Raw genomic sequence first — 25,506 nt, 5'->3', positions numbered from 1 at the left:
GTTGAAAACGCGCATTTTTTTACTAAAGGATGAATAAAAATGAAGAAGTCGTTAGTCGCCGTAGGCGTTATTGTTGCTCTGGGTGCCATCTGGACCGGCGCATCTTGGTACACCGGCAAACAGATGGCTCAACAGATTGATGGTTTTACCGATACGTTAAATACCAAGCTCAAACAAGCCTACCCGAACGCGGGGCTGAAAGTGGTCTATCGCGACTACCAGGGAGGCGTTTTCAGCAGTACGCTATCCTATGTGCTACAAGCAGATGGCTCGATTGGCACAGCAGAAGGCGCACAGTTCCTTGCCCCTGGCGAAGAGCTTGTCCTAAACGAAACAGTCTCTCACGGGCCATTCCCGCTGGCGCAGCTCAAGAAATTTAATCTCGTACCCGCAATGGCTTCTGTCCATACCGAGTTGGCCAACACCCCAGCCGTCAAAGCCTGGTTCGAGCTGACGAAAGATAAACCGTTCTTTACAGCCGAAACTCGCGTCGCTTACAGCGGTGATACGCAGTCACTTGTTACGCTGGCCCCTATCGACCATCAGTCGCCGGAACAGAAATTTTCCTTCAGCGGCGCGCAAGCCTTGGTGGATATCGGACACGACCTGCGCAGCAGCAAGCTGGATACCACCATCAGCAGCGTGAAGATGGAAAGGAAAAATGCCTGGGGCCAAACAGAGAACGTCGATCTCACCGATTTCTCCATCAAGGGAACCAACCAAAAAGGCAAATTCGATCTGGATTTAGGCGATGGCAATCTGTCCTTTAAAACGATGACGTTTACCGTAGAAGGTGGTGACCCCGTTACATTGAACGATTTCTCCTTGCAAAGTAGCGCAACCGAAGATGATAAAAATCTGGCAGGCAAAATGGCCGTGACGCTGGGATCTTTACTCATCGGCGACCGTAATCTGGGTTCTGGTAACGTCAGCATGTCCATTTCACAGCTGGACGGCGCGGGTACCAAACAGTTCCTCACCGCCTATCAGGAAAAAGTGCAGAAACTGTTGCAGGATCCGACTGCTATCGATCCTAACGCTTATCAGCACGAGGTTGCCATGTCTGTTCTGCAATATCTGCCGCAGTTGCTGAAAGGTAACCCAAGTATTGCCATCTCCCCGATCAGTTGGAAAAACAGCAAAGGCGAAGGAACGTTTACGCTGGCGCTGGATTTAACCGATCCGTTGCAGAACGCCGATAAAGCAAACGATGCAACTCTGTCGGATGAAGAAAAAATCATTCGTCAGTCGGTCAAAAAACTTGATGCCAAACTCAACCTGCCGCTGGATATGCTGACGGAGTTGATGGTGCAGAGCGGACCAAAAACGACCAACGCGGAAGAGCAAAAGCAGCTTGCTGACATGGCAAAACAACAGGTTGAAGCGATGGCCCAGATTGGTGAAGGTAACCAACTGAGCGTCACAAAAGACAATGCCATTACCAGTTCACTGCACTATGCCGATGGTCAAATTGATTTCAACGGCAACAAAATACCGCTGGCTGATTTCATCGCACCGTACTTCTCCATTCCAACGGAAGAAGGTGAAGAGTCTCTGCCTGGCACACAGGAAGCCCCCGTCACACCACCGGCACAATAAGTCAGCACATCGTATTACGTGCTAAAACACACGGTGGCCGCACTTGCCGCCACCGTTTTTCCTGTCCGACCTCTCCCGTTTGATTTTGAGATAACACCATGTCCGCGTTGAAACCCTTCATGGAAACCCATCAGGCCGCGATCTATTTTGTTGCCGTGATAGCGGCAATGGCAACAGCGCTGGTGCTGCCGGGAACGGAGCAACTGGATGTCGTGATTAATCCGGCGCTGGCGCTGATGCTGTTTGTCACGTTCCTGCAAGTACCGCTGACCACGCTCGGAAAAAGCATGACTCAGGTCAGATTCATCGGTGCATTGCTGACTGCCAACTTCCTCGTGATTCCCTTGCTGGTGACGTCGATGCTGCCCTTTCTCCCCGCCGATCCACTGGTGAAGCTGGGCATCATATTGGTGTTACTCGCCCCCTGTATTGACTACGTCGTGACATTCGCGCATCTGGGACGCGCAGATGCCGCCCGACTGTTGGCCGCAACGCCTATTTTATTGATGCTGCAAATGCTGGCCTTGCCCTTCTACCTGACGCTATTTCTCGGCCATGACGCCGCCGGACTCATTGCCTTTGCGCCCTTTATCGACGCATTTATCTGGCTGATTGCCGTACCTTTAGCGTTGGCCGCCCTTCTGCAATGGCTAGCAGCGCGGCAGCGTACCATGGCAACGTTTGCGGATGCATTAGGCTATCTCCCTGTTCCGGCGACCGCTCTGGTGCTGTTTATCGTCGTGGCGGCGGTCATTCCCCAACTGCGCCTCACCTGGGCATCGGTGTTACTCGCGGTGCCGTTTTATCTGCTCTTCGCGCTGCTGGCACCGCTGCTCGGCTGGTTCACTGCCCGCGCGTTCCGGTTGGATTCGGCTAGCGGGCGTGCCGTGGCCTTTAGCGCCAGCACGCGCAACTCTCTGGTTATTCTACCGCTGGCGTTGGCGATACCGGGCGCACTGCCGCTACTTCCAGCCGTGATCGTCAGCCAAACGTTAGTAGAATTGCTCAGCGAACTCATTTATATCCGGGCGATACCTAAGTTGAAGGTCCGTTCTACGGGTCAGGGAAAGCAATAACAGGTTGTTTTTGCTCAATGATTGTTCAGAGGATTGAGTTTCGGCGGTAACAGTTGGCTATTTACCACGATTTCTTTTTATACTTTGTCGTATGAAAAACAGTAATCAGACAATACCATTATGATTGATTCACTCCTGCCGTTAACGGATATCCACCGCCATTTAGATGGTAACATCCGTGCCCAGAGTATTCTGGATCTAGGGCGCCAGTACAATATAGCGTTGCCAGCCAGCGACATCGAAACGCTCCGCCCACACGTTCAGGTCACCAAAAACGAACCTGACTTACTGAGTTTTTTACAAAAACTTGACTGGGGCGTGGCCGTACTTGGCTCACTGGATGCCTGCCGCCGCGTAGCTTACGAGAACGTTGAAGATGCCATGAAAGCCGGGCTGGATTATGCAGAACTGCGTTTTTCTCCCTACTATATGGCGATGAATCATAAGCTTCCGATTGCTGGCGTTGTTGAAGCCGTGATCGACGGCATTACCGCTGGCAGCCGTGATTTCGATACCGACATTCGTCTGATTGGCATCATGAGCCGGACATTCGGCACCGAGGCCTGCCAGCAAGAGCTGGATGCCCTGCTATCCCAACGCGATCGCATCGTCGCGCTCGATCTGGCAGGTGATGAATTGGGTTATCCCGGCGCACAGTTTACTTCTCATTTCCGACAAGCCCGCGATGCGGGCTGGCACATTACCGTTCACGCGGGTGAAGCGGCCGGGCCGGAAAGTATTTGGCAGGCAATTAACCACTTGGGTGCTGAGCGCATCGGGCACGGTGTAACCGCCATTATCGATCCCCGCCTCATGACACACATGGCGCAGCATGGGATCGGCATTGAATCCTGTTTAACCTCTAACATTCAAACCAGCACCGTGGAATCACTGGATAAGCATCCGCTCGTCCACTTTCTGCGCTATGAAATCCCCGCCACTATCAACACGGACGATCCTGCCGTTCAAGGCATAGAGATCCGTCACGAATATGAAGTCGCCGCCCCGCTTGCTGGCCTGACAGCCGTAGAAACGCGCAAAGCACAGGAAAACGGCCTGAACATTGCGTTTATCAGCGAGCAGGAAAAACAGCAACTGCGTGAAAAGGTTCTGCGTAAACGCGGTGTCACACCCTAGCGTATCTCTCCAGCACATAAAAAACGGCTAACTTTTGTTAGCCGTTTGACACAAGTCTGTTACAGATAAATTATAGAGATCAGCTGTTCGGGTTCGCAGATGAATGGTGCGTCGTGATCAACCACTGTTTGCCGTTCCAGGCATAAGTGTAGGTATAACGCGCTTTAGCTACGCTACCATCACCGAATGTGAAGGTGTAGGTTCCGGTATCGACGGCTTTATTACAGCCGATGCGGATTGTGCTGGTGTCTATCTTGCCAATGGGCTTTTTCGCCAGGAAATGTTCGAAGTAATCAATGCGCTCTGCGTCAGTTGTACGCGGTTGATCGGACAGCGTCGGCAGCAGTACCGCGTCTGGCGCATAGTTTTGCGCAACTTTCTTCGCATCACCTGTTTGCAGCGATGCATTCCAACGGTCAAATAGCGACGCAATCTCTTTTTGACTGGTTTTTACACATTGTGCATTCTGAGCAGCTTGCACAGATGCGGAAGTCAGCGTCCCTAACATCGCTAAAGTTAACACCGTTTTTTTAAACATATTTCCCTCGATCTCAAATAATAATTATCATCAACTGTGTCTGCTCTACCGACAATACATCTCGGTGAGCGACTATTGTTATAACGTAACGAAACAAAAAAGTAACACCACAATGAAACTATCACTGTAATAGATTATTTATTGTATTTCCGAGTAGTTACAAATAATTATGACAAATGAAAACGCCCTCGGCCTGTGTAAGACCGAGGGCGTTTTGCAAGATGCGAGAGACCGATAATCTCTTATTGACGAGACGTATCCTGTTCTTTGTTTATCCGCTTGACATAACGCTGTGCCAGAGCGGCGCAGACCATCAGTTGAATTTGATGGAAAATCATCAACGGCAGCACCATCGCACCGACAGCCGCGGCAGGAAATAGCACGTTTGCCATCGGAATCCCATTCGCCAGGCTCTTCTTCGAACCGCAGAACACGATGGTGATTTCATCGGCAGTGTTAAAGCCCATCTTACGGGCAACCAGCGTATTCACCACCAGCACTATCGCTAGCAGCACGATCGAACAACCGACGACGGCAAGCAATGACCAGACGTTGATCTGTCCCCAAATCCCCTGCACAACCGCCTCGCTGAAGGCGACATACACCACCAAAAGAATTGATGACCGGTCAGTAATACTAATCAGCTTACGGTTACGTTCAACCCACTTGGCAATCAACGGGCGAGACAAATGTCCAATCACGAAAGGCACCATTAACTGCATGATAATAGAGCCAATAGCGTGCAGCGTATCCGTTTCTCCCCCTTGCGTATGCATCAGCAAACCGACCAGAATCGGCGAGAGAAATACGCCCAAAATACTGGATGCCGAGGCGCTACAAATCGCCGCCGCGACATTCCCACCGGCCATTGAGGTATAAGCAATCGCCGATTGTACCGTCGCCGGTAACGCACACAGATAGAGGAAACCGAGATACAAGGTCGGCGTCAGCACTACGGGCGAGAGCAGGCTCATGCCAATACCCAGCAGCGGGAACAGAATAAACGTGCTGGCAAATACCACCAGATGCAAACGCCAGTGCCCCATACCGGTAGTAATCGCTTCACGTGATAACTTCGCACCGTGCATAAAGAACAACAGCGCAATCGCCGCCGTTGTCAGGTTCTCAAAGAAAACCTTCGCGATGCCTTCCGCAGGAAAGATCGACGCCGTCACCACCACCAGAATCAAAACCAATAAAAACTTATCAATACGTAAACGTTGCAACCACCCCATGCCCAACACCTTTCCCCTAGCCTATTATCAGCCGAATTGACACCCGAACAAGACGGGCGATCCGAAGATCGCCCAAAATGGCAGTCTACGGCGATCCTAAGATCGCCTATTTAAACAAACCATTAACTATCTGGAATAACACGCGGTAAATCTAGCTATTTTTCAGCGTGACGGCTTTTTTCTGCTCGTGGGAAAGCAGCCCGAGCTCGATCAGTTCCATCACCTGAATCGCCTGATGCACGCTGACGGGGTTTTCGCCCTTGCCGAGCAGCGCGTCGCGCACTGCTGCATAGTAGGCCGGATAGTTACCCGGTATCGTGGCAATGGTTTGTTCCGCCGTTATGCCATCGCGAGACAGCGTCAACACACCATCGTGCTTATCTTGTCCCCAGTCGGCCAGCGGTGGACGTTCGCCCGCTTTCAGACGATCTTCCTGTTGGTCGAGGCCGTATTTAACAAAGCTGCCGCGCGTGCCGTGCACGGTGTAGCGTGCAGAAGCCGCCGCCACCAGCATACTGGCGTGCAGAACGACGCGGCGTTGCGGGTAAATCAGCGTCGCATGGAAATAATCGGTGGCCTTACTGCCCGGCCTTAGCTGCGCCATATCCACCTGAATCGCCACCGGCAAGCCAAACAGCTCCAATGCCTGATCCAGCAAGTGTGGCCCAAGATCGTACCAAATCCCGCTGCCTTCGCTGCCGTCTTCACGCCAGCGCTGACGCACCTCGGGGCGGAAGCGATCGAAATGCGACTCCATATACACCACATTTCCTAGCGTTCCCGCCGCCAGCAGCTGTTTCAGCGTCAGAAAATCGCTGTCCCAGCGGCGGTTATGGAAAACAGAAAGCATTTTTCCGACACGTTCGGCAACAACACCCAACTCGTGCGCTTGTGACAACGTCACCGTAAAAGGTTTGTCGACGACGACATGCTTGCCCGCCTCCAGCGCCTGTTTCGCCAGAGGGAAGTGCGTGTCATTAGGGGTAGGAATAACAATGAGATCAATATCGGGATCGTTAAATAACGCCTGAGGGTCTTTCTCTACTCGAAGATTTGCCCAATCTGCATGCACTTTTTCAGCATTGCTGCTGGACACAGCCACCAGCTCCATACCTGCCGTACCGACAATTAACGGCGCGTGGAATGTCTTACTGGCATAACCGTAACCCAGCAGTCCAACACGAACAGTCTCACTCATGACGATTCCCCTTAGCGTAGTTTGACTTTGTGATTTCTCACTCAGTATATACCCGTCACCCGCCAGAGTGCAGAGAGGGATAATAGCCAGGGGAATCTGTCGTTAGCCGCTTACGGCGCTGGGCATCCGTTCTCCCCACGTCACGGGCAACGTTTTAGCCGCCGGATAGTTGATTTCACTGCTGCGGCGGCGGAAATCGCTGGGGCTGACGCCGACCCGCTTACGGAACACGCGTGAGAAATACAGTTGATCGTCATACCCCACCACGCGACCAATGTTGGCGATAGACTCCTGCGTCGTTTGTAATAACAACTTGGCGCGAATCACGCGCTGATCTTCACGCCAGCGCAAAATATTAATCCCCACCTGCTCACGGAACAGATGCGCCAGCCGCGACGGCGACAGGCAAACATGGCGCGCCACCTCATCAATACGCAACTCTCCGGCCAAATTGCTGGTAATAAACTGGCAGGCTTCGATCACACGCGGATCCATGATCTTCTGTGGGCTTTGCGGATCTTCTTCCATCGCTCGGAGCAACAGACGTTCCAGCAGATTCATCCCCAATTCTTCTGAAAAACGACGCCCGGAACGCTGCGTCTGCTCGATATTGGCAAACAGCCGGTCAAACTCCAGCAACAGTTGGTTATTCGGCAGGCTCATGCGACCAATACCGCTGCTTTTAGTATGCCATTCCAGCCAGTCGGCCCAGTAGGCACGCGGACGAAAATAGACCCAGCGGTGATACCAGCAATCGCTGCTCGGCGAACGACCATAAAAATGCTTCGATTTCGGCGGGAACAACAGCAGATCACCGGGATTACAGAAAAAGGTCTCATCGCCATCAAAGACCTGCCCCTGTCCTTTCATGGTGAGGTTAATGATGTAACCTTTCATCCCATCTGGACGATCGATAAAGAAGTCGAGCGGCCCTTCTGCCAGAATCGGCGTCAGACCTGCCACAAGGTAAGCGTTGAACGAATATCCCGGCAGCAGCGGATTAGGCTGAGATTCATGCGCCATACGGTGATACATCGAGCCTCCGGTACACGCTAATTAGAGAGAGAGCGACAGGGCAATTCACCTGCCGCACAGGCATTTACACCGTTTTCTTCGCCAGCTGTTTGTAGCGGTCAAAGATAACCGCCGCCAGCAGAATCAGACCACGTACCACATACTGGGCAAACGGAGAGATATTCAGCAAGTTCATTGCGTTTTCCACCGTACCCAAAATCAGCACGCCGGCCACCACATAGGAAATTTTACCGATCCCGCCTTTCAGCGACACGCCGCCCAGCACACAGGCAGAAATGACGATCAGTTCATACCCGATGGAGGTCATCGGTTGGCCGCTGGTCATACGCGATGCCAGAATGATGCCTGCCGCCGCCGATACCAGACCGGACAACGCGAAAATGATGATCTTGGTACGCACGACCGGCACCCCGGCCAGACGCGCCGCTTCTTCATTGCCCCCAATCGCCAGCGTATTACGGCCAAACGTGGTTTTGTTCAACAGCAGGCCAAACGCAATCATGCAGCCGATGGTGATCCAGATTGGCGCTGGCAACCCCAACCAGTTGGCATAGCCCAGTTCGAAGAAGCGCTCATCTTCAATCCCTACCGCTTTACCATCGGAAATGATGTATGCCAGGCCGCGCGCAATCTGCATCGTCGCCAACGTCGTGATCAGCGCATTGATCTTTAAACGGGCAATCACAAAACCGTTGAGCAAACCAAACGCCACACCCAACAGCAACCCGGCACTGACACCGATCCACAGACTTTCACTGATATTGATCACCACCGCCGTCGTGACCCCAGCACAGGCGATGATAGACGCTACCGACAGGTCAAAGTCACCGGAAGCCAGACAGAACAGCATCCCGCAGGCCACCATGCCGGACATAGAGATCGCCAGCCCCAGCCCTTTCATATTGATAAATGAGGCGAAGTTCGGGACAAAAATCGCGCAGCCAAGAAACAGCACGGCAAACACCACCAGCATGCCGTAGTTATCCCAAATGCGGGATAATCCCACACCGCTTTTCTTCTTTTCTGACGTTGCAGACGTAACCGTTGACATTATTTTGCTCCTTCGCGGTCAGGCAACCGCAGATTCGATATCGGGGGTTCGTAACATAGCCAGGCTGAGCACCTGCTGCTCTGTGGCATCGGCATGCAGCAATTCGCCGGAAACGGCACCTTCGCGCATGACGACAATCCGGTCGGCCAGTCCCAACACTTCGGGTAAATCGCTGGAGGCAAACAGCACCGCGATCCCCTGATTCGCCAGTTCATAGATGACATGATAAATTTCGTGCTTCGCGCCGACGTCGATGCCGCGCGTGGGCTCATCGAGCAAAATGACCTTCATCTCTTCGGACAGCCAGCGGCCAAGAATGGCTTTCTGCTGGTTTCCTCCGGAAAGATTCATAATCAGCTGTTCATCGGACGGCGTTTTGATGTTCAACGCCGCAATGCGCTGCGAGGCGTTATCCGCTTCCCACTGATTATTAATAATAAAACCAGCTTTCAGGCTCTTACGCCTTGCGCTGATATTGATGTTGTCACGCACCGAGTGCACCGGAATGATGCCGTCCGCCTTGCGATCTTCCGGGCAGAGCATCACGCCCTGACGAATCGCATCGATAGGAGAATTCACCACCAGCGGTTTGCCATCCAGCAACACCTGACCGCTGGTGATTTTGGTCGCGCCAAACAGCCCTTTCATCAGTTCGCTGCGACCCGCCCCTACCAGACCAAATAGCCCGACAATTTCCCCTTGCTTCACGCTCAGAGAAACGGTGGATTTCACACCCGGCGCTTTTACATCTTTCAGCGTCAAACGTTCTTCGCCGTGCGGACGCGGCGTATAGCCATAGATATCCCCCAGGTTACGCCCTACCATCGCCTGTACCAGCGACTCATGGTTCACCTGCTGCATATCGTCGAACGTGCGCACATAGCGGCCATCTTTAAACACGGTAATGGCATCGCTCAGCGCAAAAATTTCTTCCATACGGTGCGAAACGTACAAAATGACCCGGCCTTCACTGCGCAATTCCGTAATCACGCGGAAAAGCTGCTCGATTTCACGGGCAGACAGCGAACTGGTCGGCTCATCAAAAGCAATAATCTTGGCGTTACGAGCGAGCGCCTTGGCGATTTCCACCATCTGCCACTGACCGATAGAGAGGTATTTCAGCGGAGTATCAGGATCGATATCCAATCCCAGATGCTGCAACTGAAGTTTGGCTTCATAGCGCAGTATCGAATAGTTCACCATGCCGTATTTATGCGGCAGTTGACCTAAATAGATATTCTCGGCGACCGTCATTTCCGGCACCAGATGCAGTTCCTGATAAATGATGGCAACGCCCGCATTCAGGGCATCCATCGTGTTGGTAAACTGCACGGGTTTACCTTGAATATGGATTTCGCCCGCTGACGGTGAATAGTTACCGCTCAGGATCTTTAACAGCGTCGACTTGCCCGCCCCGTTTTCCCCCATCAATGCATGGATCTGGCCGGCATGGCAGGAAAAACTGATATCCGAAAGCGCCTTAACACCGGGAAATTCTTTACCAATCCCATGAAACGACAAATAGGGTGACTGTGGTGTCATGTCTGTTTCCTCATCACGATGCAGGTAGCACGCGGATAACCTCGCCAGCAAAGGATCGAGATACTGGGGGCAACCACGGTGCAAGGCGTCCCTGCGGGAACCTCATCACCGTGTTTCCCCCAAAATCCACGCTTAAGTGAACAGCATTACGATTACATCAGGCCTTTTTTCTCCAGTTCGGCCTTAAAGTTGTCACGAGTGATCAGCACCACGTCGGTCACTTCAGTGAATTTCTCCGGCTCAACGCCTTTGGTGACCCAGTCGTTCAGCATCTGGATACTCTTGTAACCGTGAATATCCGGGCTCGGCAGCAGTGAGCCAAAGAAGCCCGTTGCCTGACCTTTGGACAACTCGCTCACCGCATCTACGCCGTTGATGCCGATACCAATGACGTTTGCCGCTTTAAAGCCCTGACCTTCCGTTGCACGCACGCCCCCCAGCACGGTGTTATCGTTCATGCCGATAATCAGCCAGTTTTTCACACCGGGGTGTTGAACCAACATGGAGTTAGCGGCATCAAACGCACCAGGGATATCGTTAGATTTGGTCGGTACTTTGTAGATCTGTTTTTCCGGGAATCCTGCGGTTTTCAGCGCGTCCATAGAGCCAGTCGTGCGGCGACGTGCGGTGTCCAGCTCATCAGCGGTAATCGCCATCACGGCGGTTTCCTCTACTTTCCAGCCGCGTTTGTTCATCTCTTTATACAGTTCCTGCCCCTGACGCTCGCCAATTTTGGTGGCCGCCATCATCACCAACGGCACGGTATCCATCGGCTGCCCTTTCGCGTTGACGAACTGGTCATCAACTGCAATCACTTTCAGATCGTAGCTGCGCGCTTTCGCTATAATAGCGGGCCCCAATTTCGGATCAGGCGTACAGATAACGAAACCTTTCGCTCCACTGGCCGCCAGACTGTCGATCGCATTCAGCGTCTTTTCACCATCGGGAACCGCGATTTTTATCACATCAAAACCAAGGTCTTTTCCTGCTTTATCAGCGAATTTCCATTCGGTCTGGAACCAGGGTTCTTCCGGCTGTTTAACCAGAAAGCCCAGCTTTATATTCTCTGCCATAGCTGATTGTGACATAACAGCAGCCAACCCGATTGCTGCCAGCGCCTTAGTGAATTTATGCATGATGTTCTCCGGTATAATTATCTTTTCATTCGTCAGCAACGCTGAAACGAGTTCGAGTTCCTGGTAGGGTATTTCCGGTCTGGATAAAGGAAAAACACAGACTTAGCTCGATTCCTTTACTCAGTAGCATTCAGACGCTTATGTTTTAGTCGTTATTCCCGGCAAGAATGTAGAGCTTTATCACAGTCCGGAACAATGACAGATTTGTGCATACATTTAGCGAATTTAACCAATTATTAACCTTTGACCCGCTTCACAAAATGGCTGCTGGCGACAGAAAAATACATACTTCCAGCTAACCGCTCCTCACCACCTCTCGTTATCCCTGCCATCGTAAATAGCAACGATCTGGGATTAATGAGGAGCAAAGCATGAGTGCGGGCGCTATTACGATTGGTCTCGACTTCGGCAGTGATTCGGTACGCGCCTTAGCCGTTGACTGCCAAAGTGGGCAAGAGCTAGAAACAGAAGTCGTCTATTACCCCCGCTGGCGCGAGGGGAAATATTGTCAGCCTGCCAACAACCAGTTTCGACACCATCCGCTGGACTACATCGAATCGCTGGAGCAGGCGATTAAGGTCGTGGTTTCCCGCCTGACGAATGCGCAGCGGCAGAGCATCATCGGTATTGGCGTGGATTCGACCGGATCCACCCCCGCACCGATTGATGAGCAAGGTCAGATCCTCGCGCTACGCCCCGAATTTGCTGACAACCCCAATGCGATGTTCGTGTTGTGGAAAGACCACACGGCAATAGAAGAAGCAGAAGCCATCAATGCGCTGTGCCGTAGCGGCCAGTTCCCGGATTACACCCGTTATATCGGCGGCGTTTACTCGTCTGAGTGGTTCTGGGCCAAAATCCTGCATGTCTCGCGCGACGATGAAGCCGTGTGTCAGGCTGCCGTTTCCTGGATCGAACTGTGTGACTGGGTGCCCGCTCTGCTTTCCGGTACGCAAGCGCCTGCCGATATTCGCCGTGGCCGGTGCAGCGCCGGACACAAATCACTCTGGCACCCGAGTTGGGGTGGACTGCCGCCGAAAGATTTCTTGCACGCCCTCGATCCCTGCCTGACCGAAACATTGCAATACCCGCTGTTTACTGATACCTGGACCGCCGAACAGCCGGTCGGAACCATTACCGCAGAGTGGGCGCAGCGGCTCGGCATCCCCGAAACCGTCATCCTGGCGGGCGGCGCGTTTGACTGCCACGTTGGCACCGTCGGCGCAGGCGCACAGCCGTATACGTTGGTCAAAGTGATTGGTACGTCCACCTGCGACATTTTGATCGCCGACGACACACGCATTGCCGATCGCACCATCGCCGGTATTTGTGGGCAGGTCGACGGCAGTGTTGTCCCTGGCTATATCGGTCTCGAAGCCGGACAGTCAGCCTTCGGCGACATGTACGCCTGGTTTGGACGGCTGCTGGGCTGGTCGTTACAGGAAGCGGCAAAAGACCATCCTGAACTCAAAACATCATTACAGGCGATGGAGGCAAAACTGCTGGAGCGGCTTACCCGTCGTTGGGCAGAGAACCCCACGCTGGATCACCTGCCAGTCGTGCTGGACTGGTTCAATGGTCGCAGAACGCCGTTCGCCAATCAGCGACTAAAAGGCCTGATTACCGATCTCAATCTGGGCACCGATGCCCCCACGCTGTTCGGCGGTTTTATTGCTGCCACGGCTTTTGGCGCGCGCGCCATTATGGAGTGCTTTGAAGATCAAGGCGTTCCCGTCGAGAACGTGCTGGCGTTGGGCGGCATCGCGCGGAAATCCCCCGTCATCATGCAGGTGTGTACTGATGTGATGAATCGCCCTTTACAGATCGTCGCCTCCGATCAGTGCTGTGCACTCGGTGCCGCAATCTTTGCTGCCGTCGCCGCTGGCGTTCACGGCGATATCCCGACGGCACAACAGCATATGGCCAGCGGTATAGAGCGCACCTTAATGCCAGACAGCCAGCGCGTCGCCCATTATCAGCAGCTTTATGAGCGCTATCAGCAGTGGTGCCGCCTCGCGGAACCGGCCTATAGCCCAGCGTCTACGGCAAAAAACTAATTTTTATCCCTCTGGGGATCACGTTACAGGAGTCATCATGGATCATTTTAAGCAGCTCGAAGTCTGGTTCGTCATCGGTAGCCAGCATCTCTATGGACCGGAAACATTGCGTCAGGTAAAAGAGAATGCAGAAAAAGTCGTCGCCGGATTGAATCAACAGGCCAATCTGCCGGTTAAGCTGGTTCTGAAACCGCTGGTGAAAACGCCGGACGAAATCCTGGCGCTGTGCCGCGATGCCAACTATCAGGATAACTGTATCGGCCTGCTGACCTGGCTGCATACCTTCTCTCCAGCCAAAATGTGGATTGGCGGCCTGAGCGTACTCAGTAAACCGCTGCTGCAATTCCACACCCAGTTCAATGCCGAAGTGCCGTGGGACACCATGGACATGGATTTTATGAACCTGAATCAGACCGCACACGGTGGGCGCGAATTTGGCTTCATCGGTGCCCGGATGCGGCAGGCGCATCAGGTTGTCGTCGGTCACTGGCAGGATAAGAACGCCCATGCCCGTATCGGCAAATGGATGCGGGTTGCCGCCGCCATTCAGGAAAGCAAACAGCTGAAGGTAGCGCGCTTTGGCGACAACATGCGTGAAGTCGCCGTTACCGAAGGCGATAAAGTCGGCGCGCAGATCCAGTTCGGTTACTCCGTTAGCGCCTGGGGGTTGGGCGATTTAACCGCCGTGGTCGATGCTGTCTCTAAAGGCGATATCGAAGCGTTGGTCGAAGAATACGAATCCAGCTACCAGTTAACGGACGCGGTGAAACTCAACGGGGCTAACCGCCAGAATCTGCTGGATGCGGCACAGATCGAACTCGGGATGAAACGCTTTCTGGAGCAAGGCGGCTATCACGCGTTCACTACCGATTTTGAAAATTTGCACGGGTTGAAACAGCTGCCGGGGCTGGCGGTACAGCGGCTGATGCAGCAAGGCTATGGTTTTGGTGGCGAAGGTGACTGGAAAACCGCCGCACTGCTACGCATTATGAAAGTGATGGCGGGCGGACTGGCCGGCGGTACGTCCTTCATGGAGGACTACACCTATAACTTCCAGAATGGTAACGATTTGGTCGTCGGCTCCCACATGCTGGAAGTCTGTCCGACGATTGCGAAAGAGCAGAAACCGATTTTGGATGCGCAATACCTTGGCATTGGCGGAAAAGCCGACCCTGCCCGTCTGATTTTCTCAACGCCAGCAGGCCCGTCCCTCAACGCCAGCGTGATCGACATGGGCGATCGTTTCAGAATGTTGGTTAATCTGGTCGATACCCTCGAACAACCGCGTCCGCTGCCGAAATTACCGGTTGCCCGCGCCATCTGGAAAGCACAACCGTCGCTGGAAGTGGCGGCCGAAGCCTGGATTCTGGCTGGCGGCGCGCACCACACCGTCTTTAGTCAGGCGCTGGATCTCGAGCACATGCGGCTCTACGCCGAGATGCAGAATATTGAACTGCTGGTGATCGACAACGAAACCCGGCTCCACGAATTCAAAGATGCGCTGCGCTGGAACGAGGTCTATTACAAACTTTGTAGCCGCTAGACACCATCGTCAGGGGCAGATTGGCGTATAATCTGCCCCTTTATAGGCACTCGCCATCCCACGTTTGTTGATTTTCCCCGACATTGCCCTAAACGCCGCCACATTCTTCTGTCAATCCGTTATTTTTCATTTTCATTTGTTTGTTGTTGAAAAATAAGCGTACTTTATTACATCGCCCTCTAGACAGGCTTTCTTGCTTGAATATACTTAGTCACCTCAACCACATAACTATTAGACCAATCAACATGACCGTTCATGACTATTTGCTCAAATTCAGGAAAGTCAGCTCAACAGAAAGTTTGGAAAAACTCTTCGATCACCTCAATTATTCACTGACAGATAGTCAGGAAATCATCAACATGTATCGTGCTGCGGACCATCGGCGGGCTGAATTGGCATCCGGTGGGCGCTTGTTCGATCTCGGCTGCGTACCAAAATCCGTCTGGCATCACGTTCTGTAGTGGTTAACGACAAAAAGAATAGTTATGCAATAATTTACTTCCGGGATATTACTCAGAACGCTCTGTGCGTTACTGTATAATAGCCCGGCGCTTCTGTTATTAAGCGAATCTGACCTTCCGCCCCTTGAAGGGGACGGCGATAACCCTACTTTGGGTATGTTGTCGAAAACCCAACAATGCCTGATAATAGTCCGGTTTTGTTTTCTAGGCACCGTAATGACCGAATACGCATTGCTCTTTGTTAGCATCCTTCTGGTAAATAATTTCGTCTTAGTGAAGTTTCTTGGGCTGTGCCCCTTTATGGGCGTGTCCAAAAAGCTGGAGACGGCCATTGGCATGGGCATGGCGACCACGTTTGTTATGACGTTGGGCTCCATGTTCTCCTGGCTGATCAACGAATTTATTCTCGTTCCGCTCGATATCCTCTATTTACGTACCATGGCTTTTATTCTGGTGCTCGCCGTGGTGGTTCAGTTCTCCGAGATGTTCGTGCGCAAAGCCAGCCCCGAGCTATATCGCCTGCTGGGTATTTTCCTGCCGCTGATTACCACTAACTGTGCGGTGCTTGGCGTCGTCTTGCTTAACATCAACCTGTCACACGGTTTCCTGCAATCGACGATTTATGGCTTCGGTGGTGCCGCAGGGTTCTCGCTGGTGATGGTGCTCTTTGCCGCCATTCGGGAACGCCTCGCCGTGTCGGATATTCCCGCGCCCTTCCGTGGCTCGTCTATCGCACTGATCACCGCGGGTCTCATGTCGCTGGCGTTTATGGGCTTTACCGGATTGGTGAAATTCTGATGACCGCTATCTGGATCGCCATTGCGGCATTAAGCGCACTTGCGCTGGCATTCGGTCTGGTGCTCGGCTACGCCTCCCGTCGATTTGAAGTCGAAAACGATCCGATCGTGGAAGAAGTAGAAGCCATGCTGCCGCAAAGCCAGTGCGGCCAGTGCGGTTACCCCGGCTGTCGACCTTACGCCGAAGCGGTCGCGCTGAACGGCGAAAATATCAATAAGTGCGGCCCCGGCGGCGAAGCGATGATGCTGAAGCTGGCTGAAAAGCTCAATGTCGACCCGCAACCGCTGGAAGGCGATGCCGACATTCAAGCTCCCGCACGCCAGGTTGCCTGGATCGATGAAAGCAACTGTATCGGCTGTACCAAGTGCATTCAGGCCTGTCCGGTTGATGCCATCATCGGCAGTACCAAAGCGGTACACACCGTCGTCAGCGATTTGTGCACCGGCTGCGATCTCTGCGTCTCCCCTTGCCCGACGGACTGTATCGAATTACGTCCTATCGCGCCGACTCCCGCTAACTGGAAATGGGATCTCGATACGATTCCAGTACGCGTAATTCAAGTAGAACGACATGCTTAAGCTGTTTTCCGCCTTTAAAAAAGACAGGATCTGGGATTTCGACGGAGGCATTCATCCGCCGGAAATGAAGATGCAGTCAAGCCAGACGCCACTGCGCCAGATCCCACTGCCAGAACAGTTCATTATTCCGCTCAAGCAGCATCTGGGGCCGGAAGGCGAGATCTGCGTCAGCGTCGGCGATAAAGTCCTGCGTGGTCAGCCATTGACGCGGGGAAAAGGCCGCACCTTGCCCGTTCACGCACCGACGTCGGGAACCGTGAATGCGATTCGTCAGCACACGACGGCGCACCCTTCGGGTCTGTCCGAACTCAGTATCATTATCATACCGGATGGCGACGATCGCTGGTGCGAGCGTCAGACCTTTACGGACTACCGTGCGCAGAGCGTTGATACCTTACTTGCCCATCTCCATCAGGCTGGCATTGCGGGTTTAGGCGGCGCAGGCTTCCCTACCGCAGCCAAGTTACAAGGTGGGATGCGCGGGATTGAAACCCTGATTATTAACGGCGCAGAATGTGAACCCTATATCACCGCCGACGATCGACTCATGCAGGAGTGCGCCGACGAGATTGTTCAGGGCGTCGAGATTTTGTCATTCCTGTTGCAGCCAAAACGCATTCTGATCGGGATCGAAGACAACAAACCGGAAGCCATCCGCGCTCTGAAACTGGCCTTGGGTAAACGCAGCGACATGCAATTGCGCGTTATCCCAACCAAATATCCGTCAGGCGGTGCCAAGCAGCTCACCAAGATTCTGACGGGCAAAGAAGTCCCGTTCGGTAAACATTCCGCCGCCATTGGCGTGCTAATGCAGAACGTCGGTACGGCCTTTGCTATCAAACGTGCCGTAATTGACGGCGAACCGCTCACCGAACGCGTGGTGACGCTGACCGGTGAAGCCTTGCGTCAGCCCGGCAACGTCTGGGCACGATTGGGAACACCAGTACGCCACCTGCTCAAACAGGGCGGCTTCCACGTCAATAAACAGCCGATGGTGGTGATGGGTGGGCCGTTGATGGGCTTTACTCTGCCATCGTTGGATGTCCCTATCGTCAAAATCAGCAACTGCCTGCTCGCACCGTCACATACGGAAATGGAGCCGGTTGCCGAAGAACAATCCTGTATTCGCTGTAGCAAATGTGCCGACGCCTGTCCGGCGGGACTCTTGCCGCAACAGCTTTACTGGTTCAGCCGCGGGCAGGAACACGAAAAAGCCCGCAATCATCATCTGTTTGACTGCATCGAATGCGGTGCCTGCGCTTACGTCTGCCCCAGCAATATTCCGCTGGTGCAGTATTACCGTCAGGAAAAGGCCGAAATTCGGGCCATCGACGAAGAGGCACAGCGTGCCGCACAGGCCAAAGTGCGCTTTGATGCTAAACAGGCTCGTCTGGAGCGGGAAAAAGCGGCTCGCGAACGGCGTCATAAACAGGCTGCGGCTGGCGTATCCACCACGGATAAAGATGCCGTTCAGGCTGCGTTGGAGCGCGTACGTCGTAAGCAAACTGCCGCAACAGAGGTCGGTTCACCCATCGAGGTCATCCCTGATGCAGAGCCGGATAACAGTGCAGCCATCGCCGCGCGCGCTGCCCGCAAAGCTTTAGCACGTGAAGAACAGGCACGTGAAAAACAGACCCAGCAGGAAACGCCAGCAGTCGATGTTCCTGTTACCGAACCTGACGATCCGCGCAAAGCAGCCGTGGCCGCCGCTCTGGCACGCGTTAAAGCGCGTAAGGCTGCCCAGCAGTCCGCAACAAACACTGAAGATCCGGTTTTATCAGCCCCCACTGATGTGGTGACAGAACCCGTCGCCGTCGCGGAAGTACAAGAGCCGGAAGATCCGCGTAAAGCAGCCGTGGCAGCTGCTATCGCGCGCGTTAAGGCCCGTAAAGCCGCACAGCAGTCCGCAACAAACGCGGAAGAACCGGTTTTATCAACTCCCACTGGTGTGGTGACAGAACCCGTCGCCGTCGTGGAAGTGCAAGAGCCAGAAGATCCGCGTAAGGCTGCTGTGGCTGCCGCTATCGCGCGCGTTAAAGCCCGTAAAGCCGCTCAGCAGTCCACAACAAACGCGGAAGAACCGGTTTCATCAGCAACCCCTGACGTGGTGACAGAACCCGTCGCCGTCGTGGAAGTGCAAGAACCGGAAGATCCGCGTAAGGCTGCCGTGGCAGCTGCTATCGCTCGCGTTAAAGCCCGTAAAGCCGCGCAGGCATCGTCATATCAAGAGGAATAAATGGCTTTTAGAATTGCGAGTTCACCGTTCACCCATAACCAGCAACGCACACAGCGTATCATGCTGTTGGTTATTCTGGCCTGCCTCCCGGGCATACTGGCGCAGGTCTATTTCTTTGGCTACGGCAACCTGATCCAGCTCGGGCTGGCGTCAGCCACCGCCCTTGTCGCAGAAGCCGTGACGTTGTCACTGAGGAAATTCGCGGTTCGCACCACGCTGGCTGATAATTCCGCACTACTGACTGCCGTGCTGCTCGGTATCAGCCTGCCGCCGCTCGCCCCCTGGTGGATGGTGGTCATGGCAACCGTCTTCGCTATCATTATCGCCAAACAGCTGTATGGCGGTTTAGGGCAAAACCCGTTTAACCCCGCGATGATTGGCTATGTAGTGCTGCTGATCTCTTTCCCGGTTCAGATGACAAGCTGGCTACCGCCCGCGCCGCTGCAAACCATTCCCGTCGGCTTCCATGATGCATTAGTGATTATCTTTACCGGACACACGCCTGACGGGCACACCATGCAGCAATTGATGCACAATGTTGATGGCATCAGCCAAGCCACCCCGCTGGATACGTTTAAAACCAGCCTGCGCTCCGGCCAAACGCCGCAGGACATTCTGCAACAGCCGATGTTTGCCCAATCGCTGTCCGGTATTGGTTGGCAGTGGGTGAATATCGGTTTTCTCATCGGTGGACTGTTTTTGTTGATGCGTGGCACCATTCGCTGGCATATTCCGGTCAGTTTCCTGCTGTCGCTGATGTTCTGTGCCTCGCTAAGCTGGATCATCGCGCCGGAGAAATTCGCGCTACCGATGCTACACCTGCTGTCTGGAGCCACCATGCTCGGCGCATTTTTCATTGCGACCGATCCTGTTACCGCGTCAACCACAAACCGGGGGCGTCTGATTTTCGGCGCGCTGATTGGATTACTGGTCTGGCTGATTCGTACCTACGGTGGCTACCCAGATGGCGTCGCGTTTGCCGTTCTGCTCGCAAACATTACCGTGCCGCTGATCGACTATTACACCAAGCCGCGCGCTTACGGCCACCATCGCTGAGGAGCAGATAATGTTTACCACTATGCGCCGCCACGCGATGACACTGGCTCTTTTTGCGGCATTCACGACGGCAATCACAGCCATCGTGAACATATTAACGGAACCCACAATTTCGCATCAGGCGATGTTGCAACAAAAGATGCTGTTGGATCAGGTCGTTCCCGCCGAGCTATACAATAGTGACATTCAGAAAGAGTGTTACATTGTCACCAATCCGGCATTGGGATCATCAGCACCGCACCGCATTTTCATCGCTCGCCAGAATGGCGAACCGGTTGCTGCCGCACTGGAAAGTACCGCGCCGGATGGTTATTCTGGCGCTATTCGGCTGCTGGTTGGGGCTGATTTTCATGGCAAGGTACTCGGCGTCCGCGTCACTGAGCACCATGAAACGCCGGGACTGGGTGATAAAATCGAAGTGCGAATTTCTGACTGGATCACTCGGTTTAATGGGCTAATGGTACAGGGCGAGCATGACGCCCGCTGGGCAGTGAAAAAGGAAGGCGGAATGTTTGATCAATTTACCGGTGCCACGATTACGCCGCGCGCCGTCATTAACAGCGTAAAACGCAGCGCCCTTTACCTGCAAACTCTGCCATCACAAATCAACACGCTATCCGCCTGTGGAGAGAACCAATGAGTCAAACCAAAGCACTTTTCGTTGAAGGGTTATGGAAAAACAACTCAGCACTGGTTCAATTGCTGGGCCTGTGTCCCCTGCTGGCTGTGTCATCAACCGCGACTAACGCGCTGGGATTAGGGCTGGCAACTACGCTGGTTCTCACCTGTACCAATATGGCTGTCTCCGCGTTACGCCGCTGGGTACCCGCGGAAATCCGTATTCCCATTTACGTCATGATCATCGCTTCGGTGGTCAGTACCGTGCAGATGTTGATCAACGCCTATGCCTACGGGTTATACCAGTCTTTGGGGATTTTTATTCCGCTGATCGTGACGAACTGTATCGTTATTGGTCGGGCAGAAGCCTTTGCCTCAAAGAATGCGGTTTTCCCTTCCGCCATTGATGGTCTGGCTATGGGTTTAGGGGCGACCAGCGCACTGGTGGTGCTCGGTTCTTTACGTGAAATTCTGGGTAACGGCACGCTATTCGACGGCGCGGATTTACTGCTGGGCAGTTGGGCTAAGGTTCTCCGCATTGAGGTTGTCCACCTTGATTCCCCTTTCCTGCTGGCGATGCTGCCTCCGGGCGCGTTTATCGGTCTGGGACTGTTGCTGGCCGTGAAATATTTGATCGATGAGAAAATGAAACAACGCCGAGCCCGTGCTGCTGTTGCCGAAGGGAAAACGGCACCGGTGACGGGTGCCGTAGGGGAATCGCTGTGAACAAGGCCAAACGGATTGAGATCTTAACGCGTTTACGCGACAACAATCCCCACCCGACGACAGAGTTAAATTTCAGCACGCCGTTTGAACTGTTGATCGCGGTACTGCTTTCCGCACAGGCAACCGATGTCAGCGTCAACAAAGCCACCGCAAAACTCTATCCTGTTGCCAACACGCCAGAAGCCCTGCTCGAACTCGGTGTTGACGGTGTGAAAGGCTACATCAAGACGATCGGCCTGTTTAACAGCAAAGCGGAGAACGTCATCAAAACTTGCCGTTTGTTGCTGGAAAAGCATCAAGGGCAGGTTCCTGAAGATCGCGCCGCATTGGAAGCCTTACCCGGCGTAGGTCGGAAAACAGCAAACGTTGTTCTGAATACCGCGTTTGGCTGGCCGACGATTGCCGTTGATACTCACATTTTTCGCGTCAGTAACCGGACAGGATTCGCACCGGGTAAAAATGTCGAACAGGTAGAGGAAAAACTGCTGAAAGTCGTTCCGGCAGCATTTAAAGTCGACTGCCATCACTGGCTCATCCTGCATGGCCGTTACACCTGTATTGCTCGTAAACCACGCTGCGGCTCCTGCCTGATTGAAGATTTATGTGAATTTGGCGAGAAGGTCGACGCCTAATCTGCTGTGGTCTGGTGAAATTCCCTCTCGCCAGATCGTCTTTTCCGTTATTCCTCACTCCGCCTCGTCTATAGTTATCCTGCAGTCAGAATGACCCTGTCATTTCCTCGTTTATTTTCATTATGGACATAACGTTCAGCCGTCCATTTTCACGGGATTTTCACAAAAAATAGTATGAACTACGTTTTGAAGCGGTATACAGGCCTGTATGAATCAGACGGTTCATATAACCCTGAAATTATGCACAGGCCCCAGCGAAGTGACACCCGATGAATCGGAAAAAGATTCCGAAACAATGCTAAAACTGTGGTCTGTTATCGTTGACCACGATAATTTTGGATACCCGACAATGAATAATTCAGCACAGCATCACTGCAAGGTTGTGTCAGATCAACAATGGTCATTGAGTACGTTCACGGAATTCTATGAGCGAGTCCTAGGATCCAGACTCTACAAACCCTATGGAGAACTGCTTGTCACCGAGATTCGAAAAGATATTGATACCAGGACGCCGCCCACCCGCATCCTGGAGGTAGCTTGTGGAACAGGCCGAATCACCACTGCAATCTATGAGGGGCTGGCAAAGCCACTTAATATCCAACTCACCGCGACCGATTTGTCGAAGATCGCAATTGACATGGCACAGCGTGTGGTCAGTGATGAGATGAGGCGGGATGTCACCTTCATGGCGGATGTGGACATGGCCGATATGCCTTTTGCAGACAACAGTTTTGACATTATCGTGTGTGGCTTTGGGCTGATGTTCCCGCCGGACAAAGTTCGGATCGCCCGTGAGTTTAAACGGGTGCTACGTTCCGGTGGAAAAATTTACGGCACGGTTTTTCATTACAACGAATTATTCGATCTGGCGCGGAGTGAATCGCAGAAATATTTTGGTATCCCCTCTGCAATTATGGATGCAGCGCTTAGCCTGAGCGATCACTCTCCCATCACCCGGGCCTTCTCCCTTGAGGGACTGTGTCAGAATAACGATGAGAGCGTCACCCTGTACCCCATGAGTTTTCAGCTTAGTGACGATGATACGCGTGAATTCCTCTTTAATGCCTGCATTCTTCTGGAAGAGTTCAACCAGTGTGACAGCGTCATGCGAGAGCAACATCTGGATACCATGCTCCGCGCTTTTAACGCGCAGGTTCCGGACCGACACTATCAGGTCGAAGCCTGGCTGATACGCGGACAGGTCGATAAAAAGGGCAACACGTCTGTTAAAAAGGCTCCGGGTCCTGAATTTGCAGCGTTGGCCGCGTTTTATCAACTAACGCCAGAAGCATTCAGGAAGAGAAAGACATTACCGCCCTTGCTGCAAAATTCTCAACCACTACAGCAGTACTTGGCAATGAAGCAGGCATTCTTGTCCGAATATCCCACATACCCTGAAGCCAAGGTTGAGGCGCTTCGTGCACGCAACTTTTCACGTATGGACTCTCGCAAGGTGACCTATCTGGACCATGTAGGTGGCACGCTGGCACCACTGTGTCTTATTGAAGGGAATTACAAGATGCTCAGGAGCACTATCCTGGGCAATCCACACAGTGGTTCCAGGACTTCCGAGGAAATTTATGAGCAGGCCCGTCAGGCGATCTATCACTTTTTCAACTGTTCACCAGATGAGTATGAAATCATCTTCACCGCTAACGCCAGTAGTGCTATCCGCCTTGTGGCGGAATCGTTCCCCTTCGAAAATGGAACAGAAGTTCTGCTGGCTAAAGATAACCACACCTCTGTCCACAGCATTCGGGAATACGCTAAGTCAAAGGGGGCACAGGTAAAATATATTCCCCTGGACCAGCTTCTCCAGATCCCTGACAGTTCAATGCGGCGGGCACTGGATAATTTGTCCCCCAGGCATCCCCATCTGCTGGCATACCCGGCGCAGTCAAACGCCACCGGTATCAGGCATAGCCTGAAGTGGGTTAATGCCGCACAGGAGAAGGGAGCCATGGTTTTGCTGGATGCAGCTGCGTTTGTCCCGCAGTCCAGACTGGATTATTCGCAACACAAGCCAGATTTTATGACTATCTCCTTTTACAAGATGTTTGGTTATCCGACCGGGGCTGGTTGTCTTATTGCAAGGAGATCATCGCTGGATAAACTGGTGCCGCACTCCTTTGCTGGCGGTGCCGTGTGCTACTACTCGGGACCGTGGTCTCCAACGGAGCGACTGCTGTACCGTGATGATGGTCGGCGATTTGAGATCGGTACGCCAAACTATGCCTCCTTCCATGCCATTGCCTTGGGATTTCAGTTTCTCTCCGAGTTGGGACTTGAAGAGGTTGAGAGACGTTCATCTGCTCTTGCGCGATGGCTTGAGCTGAAACTGTCAGAACTTCGGCACAGCACTAAACTCGCTACCCCTCTCTGTCAGGTGTATGGACTGTCGGTGAAAAATAAAGGGGCCACAGTGATGCTAAATTTTTTCGACTGCAATAACACCATCTTCTCCCACGCCTTGATCCGGCAAGCTTTGGAGAACGTGGGAATCATTGTGCGTAACGGGTGTTTCTGCAATCTGGGCACTGTTCAGCAGGCGACATACACTACTGCCGGAGCGGAACACTGTGAGCTTGATAAGTATGAAAAAATCCTCGACTGCAAAACCTTTGATGACAAGATCCTCAGCAAGGGCCACTGCGGAGCAATACGTGTTTCACTTGGTCTGGGTTCGAACTTCCGCGACGTTTATTGTTTTTATCTGTTTGCGAAGGGGTTTTTGAACACAGAAGCAGAGAGTTTTGAGGTGGCAATGTCCAGTTCGACCTTTCCGGCCTTCATTTCAACATCATTAGAATAATGGCGTAGCACATTAATATTTAATTTAATGGCTATTTAAAGTAACCGCTTAACTGCGGTTACTGTTTCGCTGCTCCCCAAATCCTATGTTATAGCGTATTCCTCTATCAAGATGCCTGTATAAAAGTACAAGTAACCACTATTTAAGGCTAATAAGTTATTTTTAATAGAAAATTTAGTGATTGAATGTCACCTTCTGTGATTATGTCGTATTTTATTTTATCGCACGCATTTGATGTATTTTTATACTCACTACATACTTAGTCATATGCAAAAGATTAAACCGACTATTCACTCATAGTTAATCATATTATCTTGATTACAACCCAAAGGCAGATTATATGGCTTTCTGAAAAACCAATATCGATAAATCGAGATAATCATTTTAAGAAAAAGAAAGTTATGAAATTAAACTCTGCATAACATTTAATTTCTGGTTTTAT

Annotated in this window: 21 protein-coding genes; 14 read left to right on the top strand and 7 right to left on the bottom strand. The window is 52.7% G+C overall.

Annotated features, from left to right (window positions below):
• The first annotated feature begins 39 nt into the window (after positions 1–39).
• The 3 genes from KKH3_RS09565 to add all read left to right on the top strand — a co-directional run bounded on the left by KKH3_RS09565 (position 40) and on the right by add (position 3,812).
• Positions 40–1,599: a YdgA family protein gene (locus tag KKH3_RS09565; protein WP_039358604.1), complete on the top strand. Its 1,560-nt coding sequence runs from the start codon at positions 40–42 to the stop codon at positions 1,597–1,599.
• A gap of 98 nt (positions 1,600–1,697) precedes the next feature.
• Positions 1,698–2,675, top strand: a complete 978-nt coding sequence (locus KKH3_RS09560) for an arsenic resistance protein (RefSeq protein ID WP_039358600.1) — start codon at positions 1,698–1,700, stop codon at positions 2,673–2,675.
• A gap of 120 nt (positions 2,676–2,795) precedes the next feature.
• Positions 2,796–3,812: an adenosine deaminase gene (add, locus tag KKH3_RS09555; protein WP_039358597.1), complete on the top strand. Its 1,017-nt coding sequence runs from the start codon at positions 2,796–2,798 to the stop codon at positions 3,810–3,812.
• 79 nt (positions 3,813–3,891) lie between these two features.
• On the opposite strand, the gene KKH3_RS09550 is transcribed toward add, so the two are convergent.
• From KKH3_RS09550 to KKH3_RS09520, 7 genes are all read right to left on the bottom strand, one after another.
• Positions 3,892–4,350, bottom strand: coding sequence for an SgcJ/EcaC family oxidoreductase (locus tag KKH3_RS09550; protein WP_039358594.1), 459 nt, complete (start codon positions 4,348–4,350; stop codon positions 3,892–3,894).
• Positions 4,351–4,592: 242 nt separating this feature from the next.
• Complete coding sequence (locus tag KKH3_RS09545) at positions 4,593–5,585, bottom strand: bile acid:sodium symporter family protein (protein ID WP_039358590.1); 993 nt, start codon at positions 5,583–5,585, stop codon at positions 4,593–4,595.
• 151 nt (positions 5,586–5,736) lie between these two features.
• Positions 5,737–6,783: an oxidoreductase gene (locus KKH3_RS09540; protein WP_039358587.1), complete on the bottom strand. Its 1,047-nt coding sequence runs from the start codon at positions 6,781–6,783 to the stop codon at positions 5,737–5,739.
• A 102-nt stretch (positions 6,784–6,885) separates the two neighbouring features.
• Positions 6,886–7,818, bottom strand: a complete 933-nt coding sequence (gene araC / locus KKH3_RS09535) for an arabinose operon transcriptional regulator AraC (protein ID WP_039358583.1) — start codon at positions 7,816–7,818, stop codon at positions 6,886–6,888.
• Positions 7,819–7,882: 64 nt separating this feature from the next.
• The gene (gene araH, locus KKH3_RS09530; RefSeq protein WP_039358580.1) at positions 7,883–8,869 is read right to left on the bottom strand and encodes an L-arabinose ABC transporter permease AraH; all 987 of its coding nucleotides are present in this window, start codon (positions 8,867–8,869) and stop codon (positions 7,883–7,885) included.
• Between the two features lie 18 nt (positions 8,870–8,887).
• Positions 8,888–10,411, bottom strand: a complete 1,524-nt coding sequence (gene araG, locus KKH3_RS09525) for an L-arabinose ABC transporter ATP-binding protein AraG (protein WP_039358577.1) — start codon at positions 10,409–10,411, stop codon at positions 8,888–8,890.
• Between the two features lie 152 nt (positions 10,412–10,563).
• Positions 10,564–11,547, bottom strand: a complete 984-nt coding sequence (locus tag KKH3_RS09520) for an arabinose ABC transporter substrate-binding protein (protein ID WP_039358574.1) — start codon at positions 11,545–11,547, stop codon at positions 10,564–10,566.
• Positions 11,548–11,918: 371 nt separating this feature from the next.
• On the opposite strand from KKH3_RS09520, the gene KKH3_RS09515 reads away from it, so the two are divergent.
• From KKH3_RS09515 to KKH3_RS09465, 11 genes are all read left to right on the top strand, one after another.
• Positions 11,919–13,604 (top strand): ribulokinase, encoded by a 1,686-nt coding sequence (locus KKH3_RS09515; protein WP_039358571.1) that lies wholly within the window; start codon positions 11,919–11,921, stop codon positions 13,602–13,604.
• Between the two features lie 37 nt (positions 13,605–13,641).
• Positions 13,642–15,147 (top strand): L-arabinose isomerase, encoded by a 1,506-nt coding sequence (gene araA / locus KKH3_RS09510; protein WP_039358568.1) that lies wholly within the window; start codon positions 13,642–13,644, stop codon positions 15,145–15,147.
• Between the two features lie 245 nt (positions 15,148–15,392).
• Positions 15,393–15,608 carry a transcription modulator YdgT gene (gene ydgT, locus KKH3_RS09505; protein ID WP_010275188.1) on the top strand — a complete coding sequence of 72 codons (216 nt, stop codon included), beginning with the start codon at positions 15,393–15,395 and terminating at the stop codon, positions 15,606–15,608.
• Between the two features lie 216 nt (positions 15,609–15,824).
• Positions 15,825–16,406 (top strand): electron transport complex subunit RsxA, encoded by a 582-nt coding sequence (gene rsxA / locus KKH3_RS09500; RefSeq protein WP_039358565.1) that lies wholly within the window; start codon positions 15,825–15,827, stop codon positions 16,404–16,406.
• A complete protein-coding gene (rsxB, locus tag KKH3_RS09495) occupies positions 16,406–16,984 on the top strand; it encodes an electron transport complex subunit RsxB (protein WP_039358562.1) in 579 nt (192 codons plus the stop codon). Before rsxA ends, rsxB begins: the two co-directional genes overlap by 1 nt.
• A complete protein-coding gene (gene rsxC / locus KKH3_RS09490) occupies positions 16,977–19,220 on the top strand; it encodes an electron transport complex subunit RsxC (RefSeq protein ID WP_039358560.1) in 2,244 nt (747 codons plus the stop codon). The genes rsxB and rsxC overlap by 8 nt, the downstream gene beginning before the upstream one ends.
• The gene (gene rsxD, locus KKH3_RS09485) at positions 19,221–20,276 is read left to right on the top strand and encodes an electron transport complex subunit RsxD (protein WP_039358558.1); all 1,056 of its coding nucleotides are present in this window, start codon (positions 19,221–19,223) and stop codon (positions 20,274–20,276) included.
• A 10-nt stretch (positions 20,277–20,286) separates the two neighbouring features.
• The gene (gene rsxG, locus KKH3_RS09480; RefSeq protein WP_039358557.1) at positions 20,287–20,916 is read left to right on the top strand and encodes an electron transport complex subunit RsxG; all 630 of its coding nucleotides are present in this window, start codon (positions 20,287–20,289) and stop codon (positions 20,914–20,916) included.
• On the top strand, positions 20,913–21,620 hold the full coding sequence (locus tag KKH3_RS09475; protein ID WP_039358556.1) for an electron transport complex subunit E: 708 nt from the start codon (positions 20,913–20,915) through the stop codon (positions 21,618–21,620). The genes rsxG and KKH3_RS09475 overlap by 4 nt, the downstream gene beginning before the upstream one ends.
• Positions 21,617–22,252: an endonuclease III gene (gene nth / locus KKH3_RS09470; protein ID WP_039358553.1), complete on the top strand. Its 636-nt coding sequence runs from the start codon at positions 21,617–21,619 to the stop codon at positions 22,250–22,252. The genes KKH3_RS09475 and nth overlap by 4 nt, the downstream gene beginning before the upstream one ends.
• 208 nt (positions 22,253–22,460) lie before the next feature.
• A complete protein-coding gene (locus KKH3_RS09465; RefSeq protein ID WP_039358550.1) occupies positions 22,461–25,064 on the top strand; it encodes an aminotransferase class V-fold PLP-dependent enzyme in 2,604 nt (867 codons plus the stop codon).
• The last annotated feature ends 442 nt before the right edge of the window (positions 25,065–25,506 follow it).

It is taken from the genome of Pectobacterium actinidiae (genome assembly GCF_000803315.1).
Classification (GTDB): Bacteria; Pseudomonadota; Gammaproteobacteria; order Enterobacterales; family Enterobacteriaceae; genus Pectobacterium; species Pectobacterium actinidiae.
Note: the sequence above shows the minus strand (reverse complement) of the source record. Positions and strands in the feature narration are given on the sequence as shown.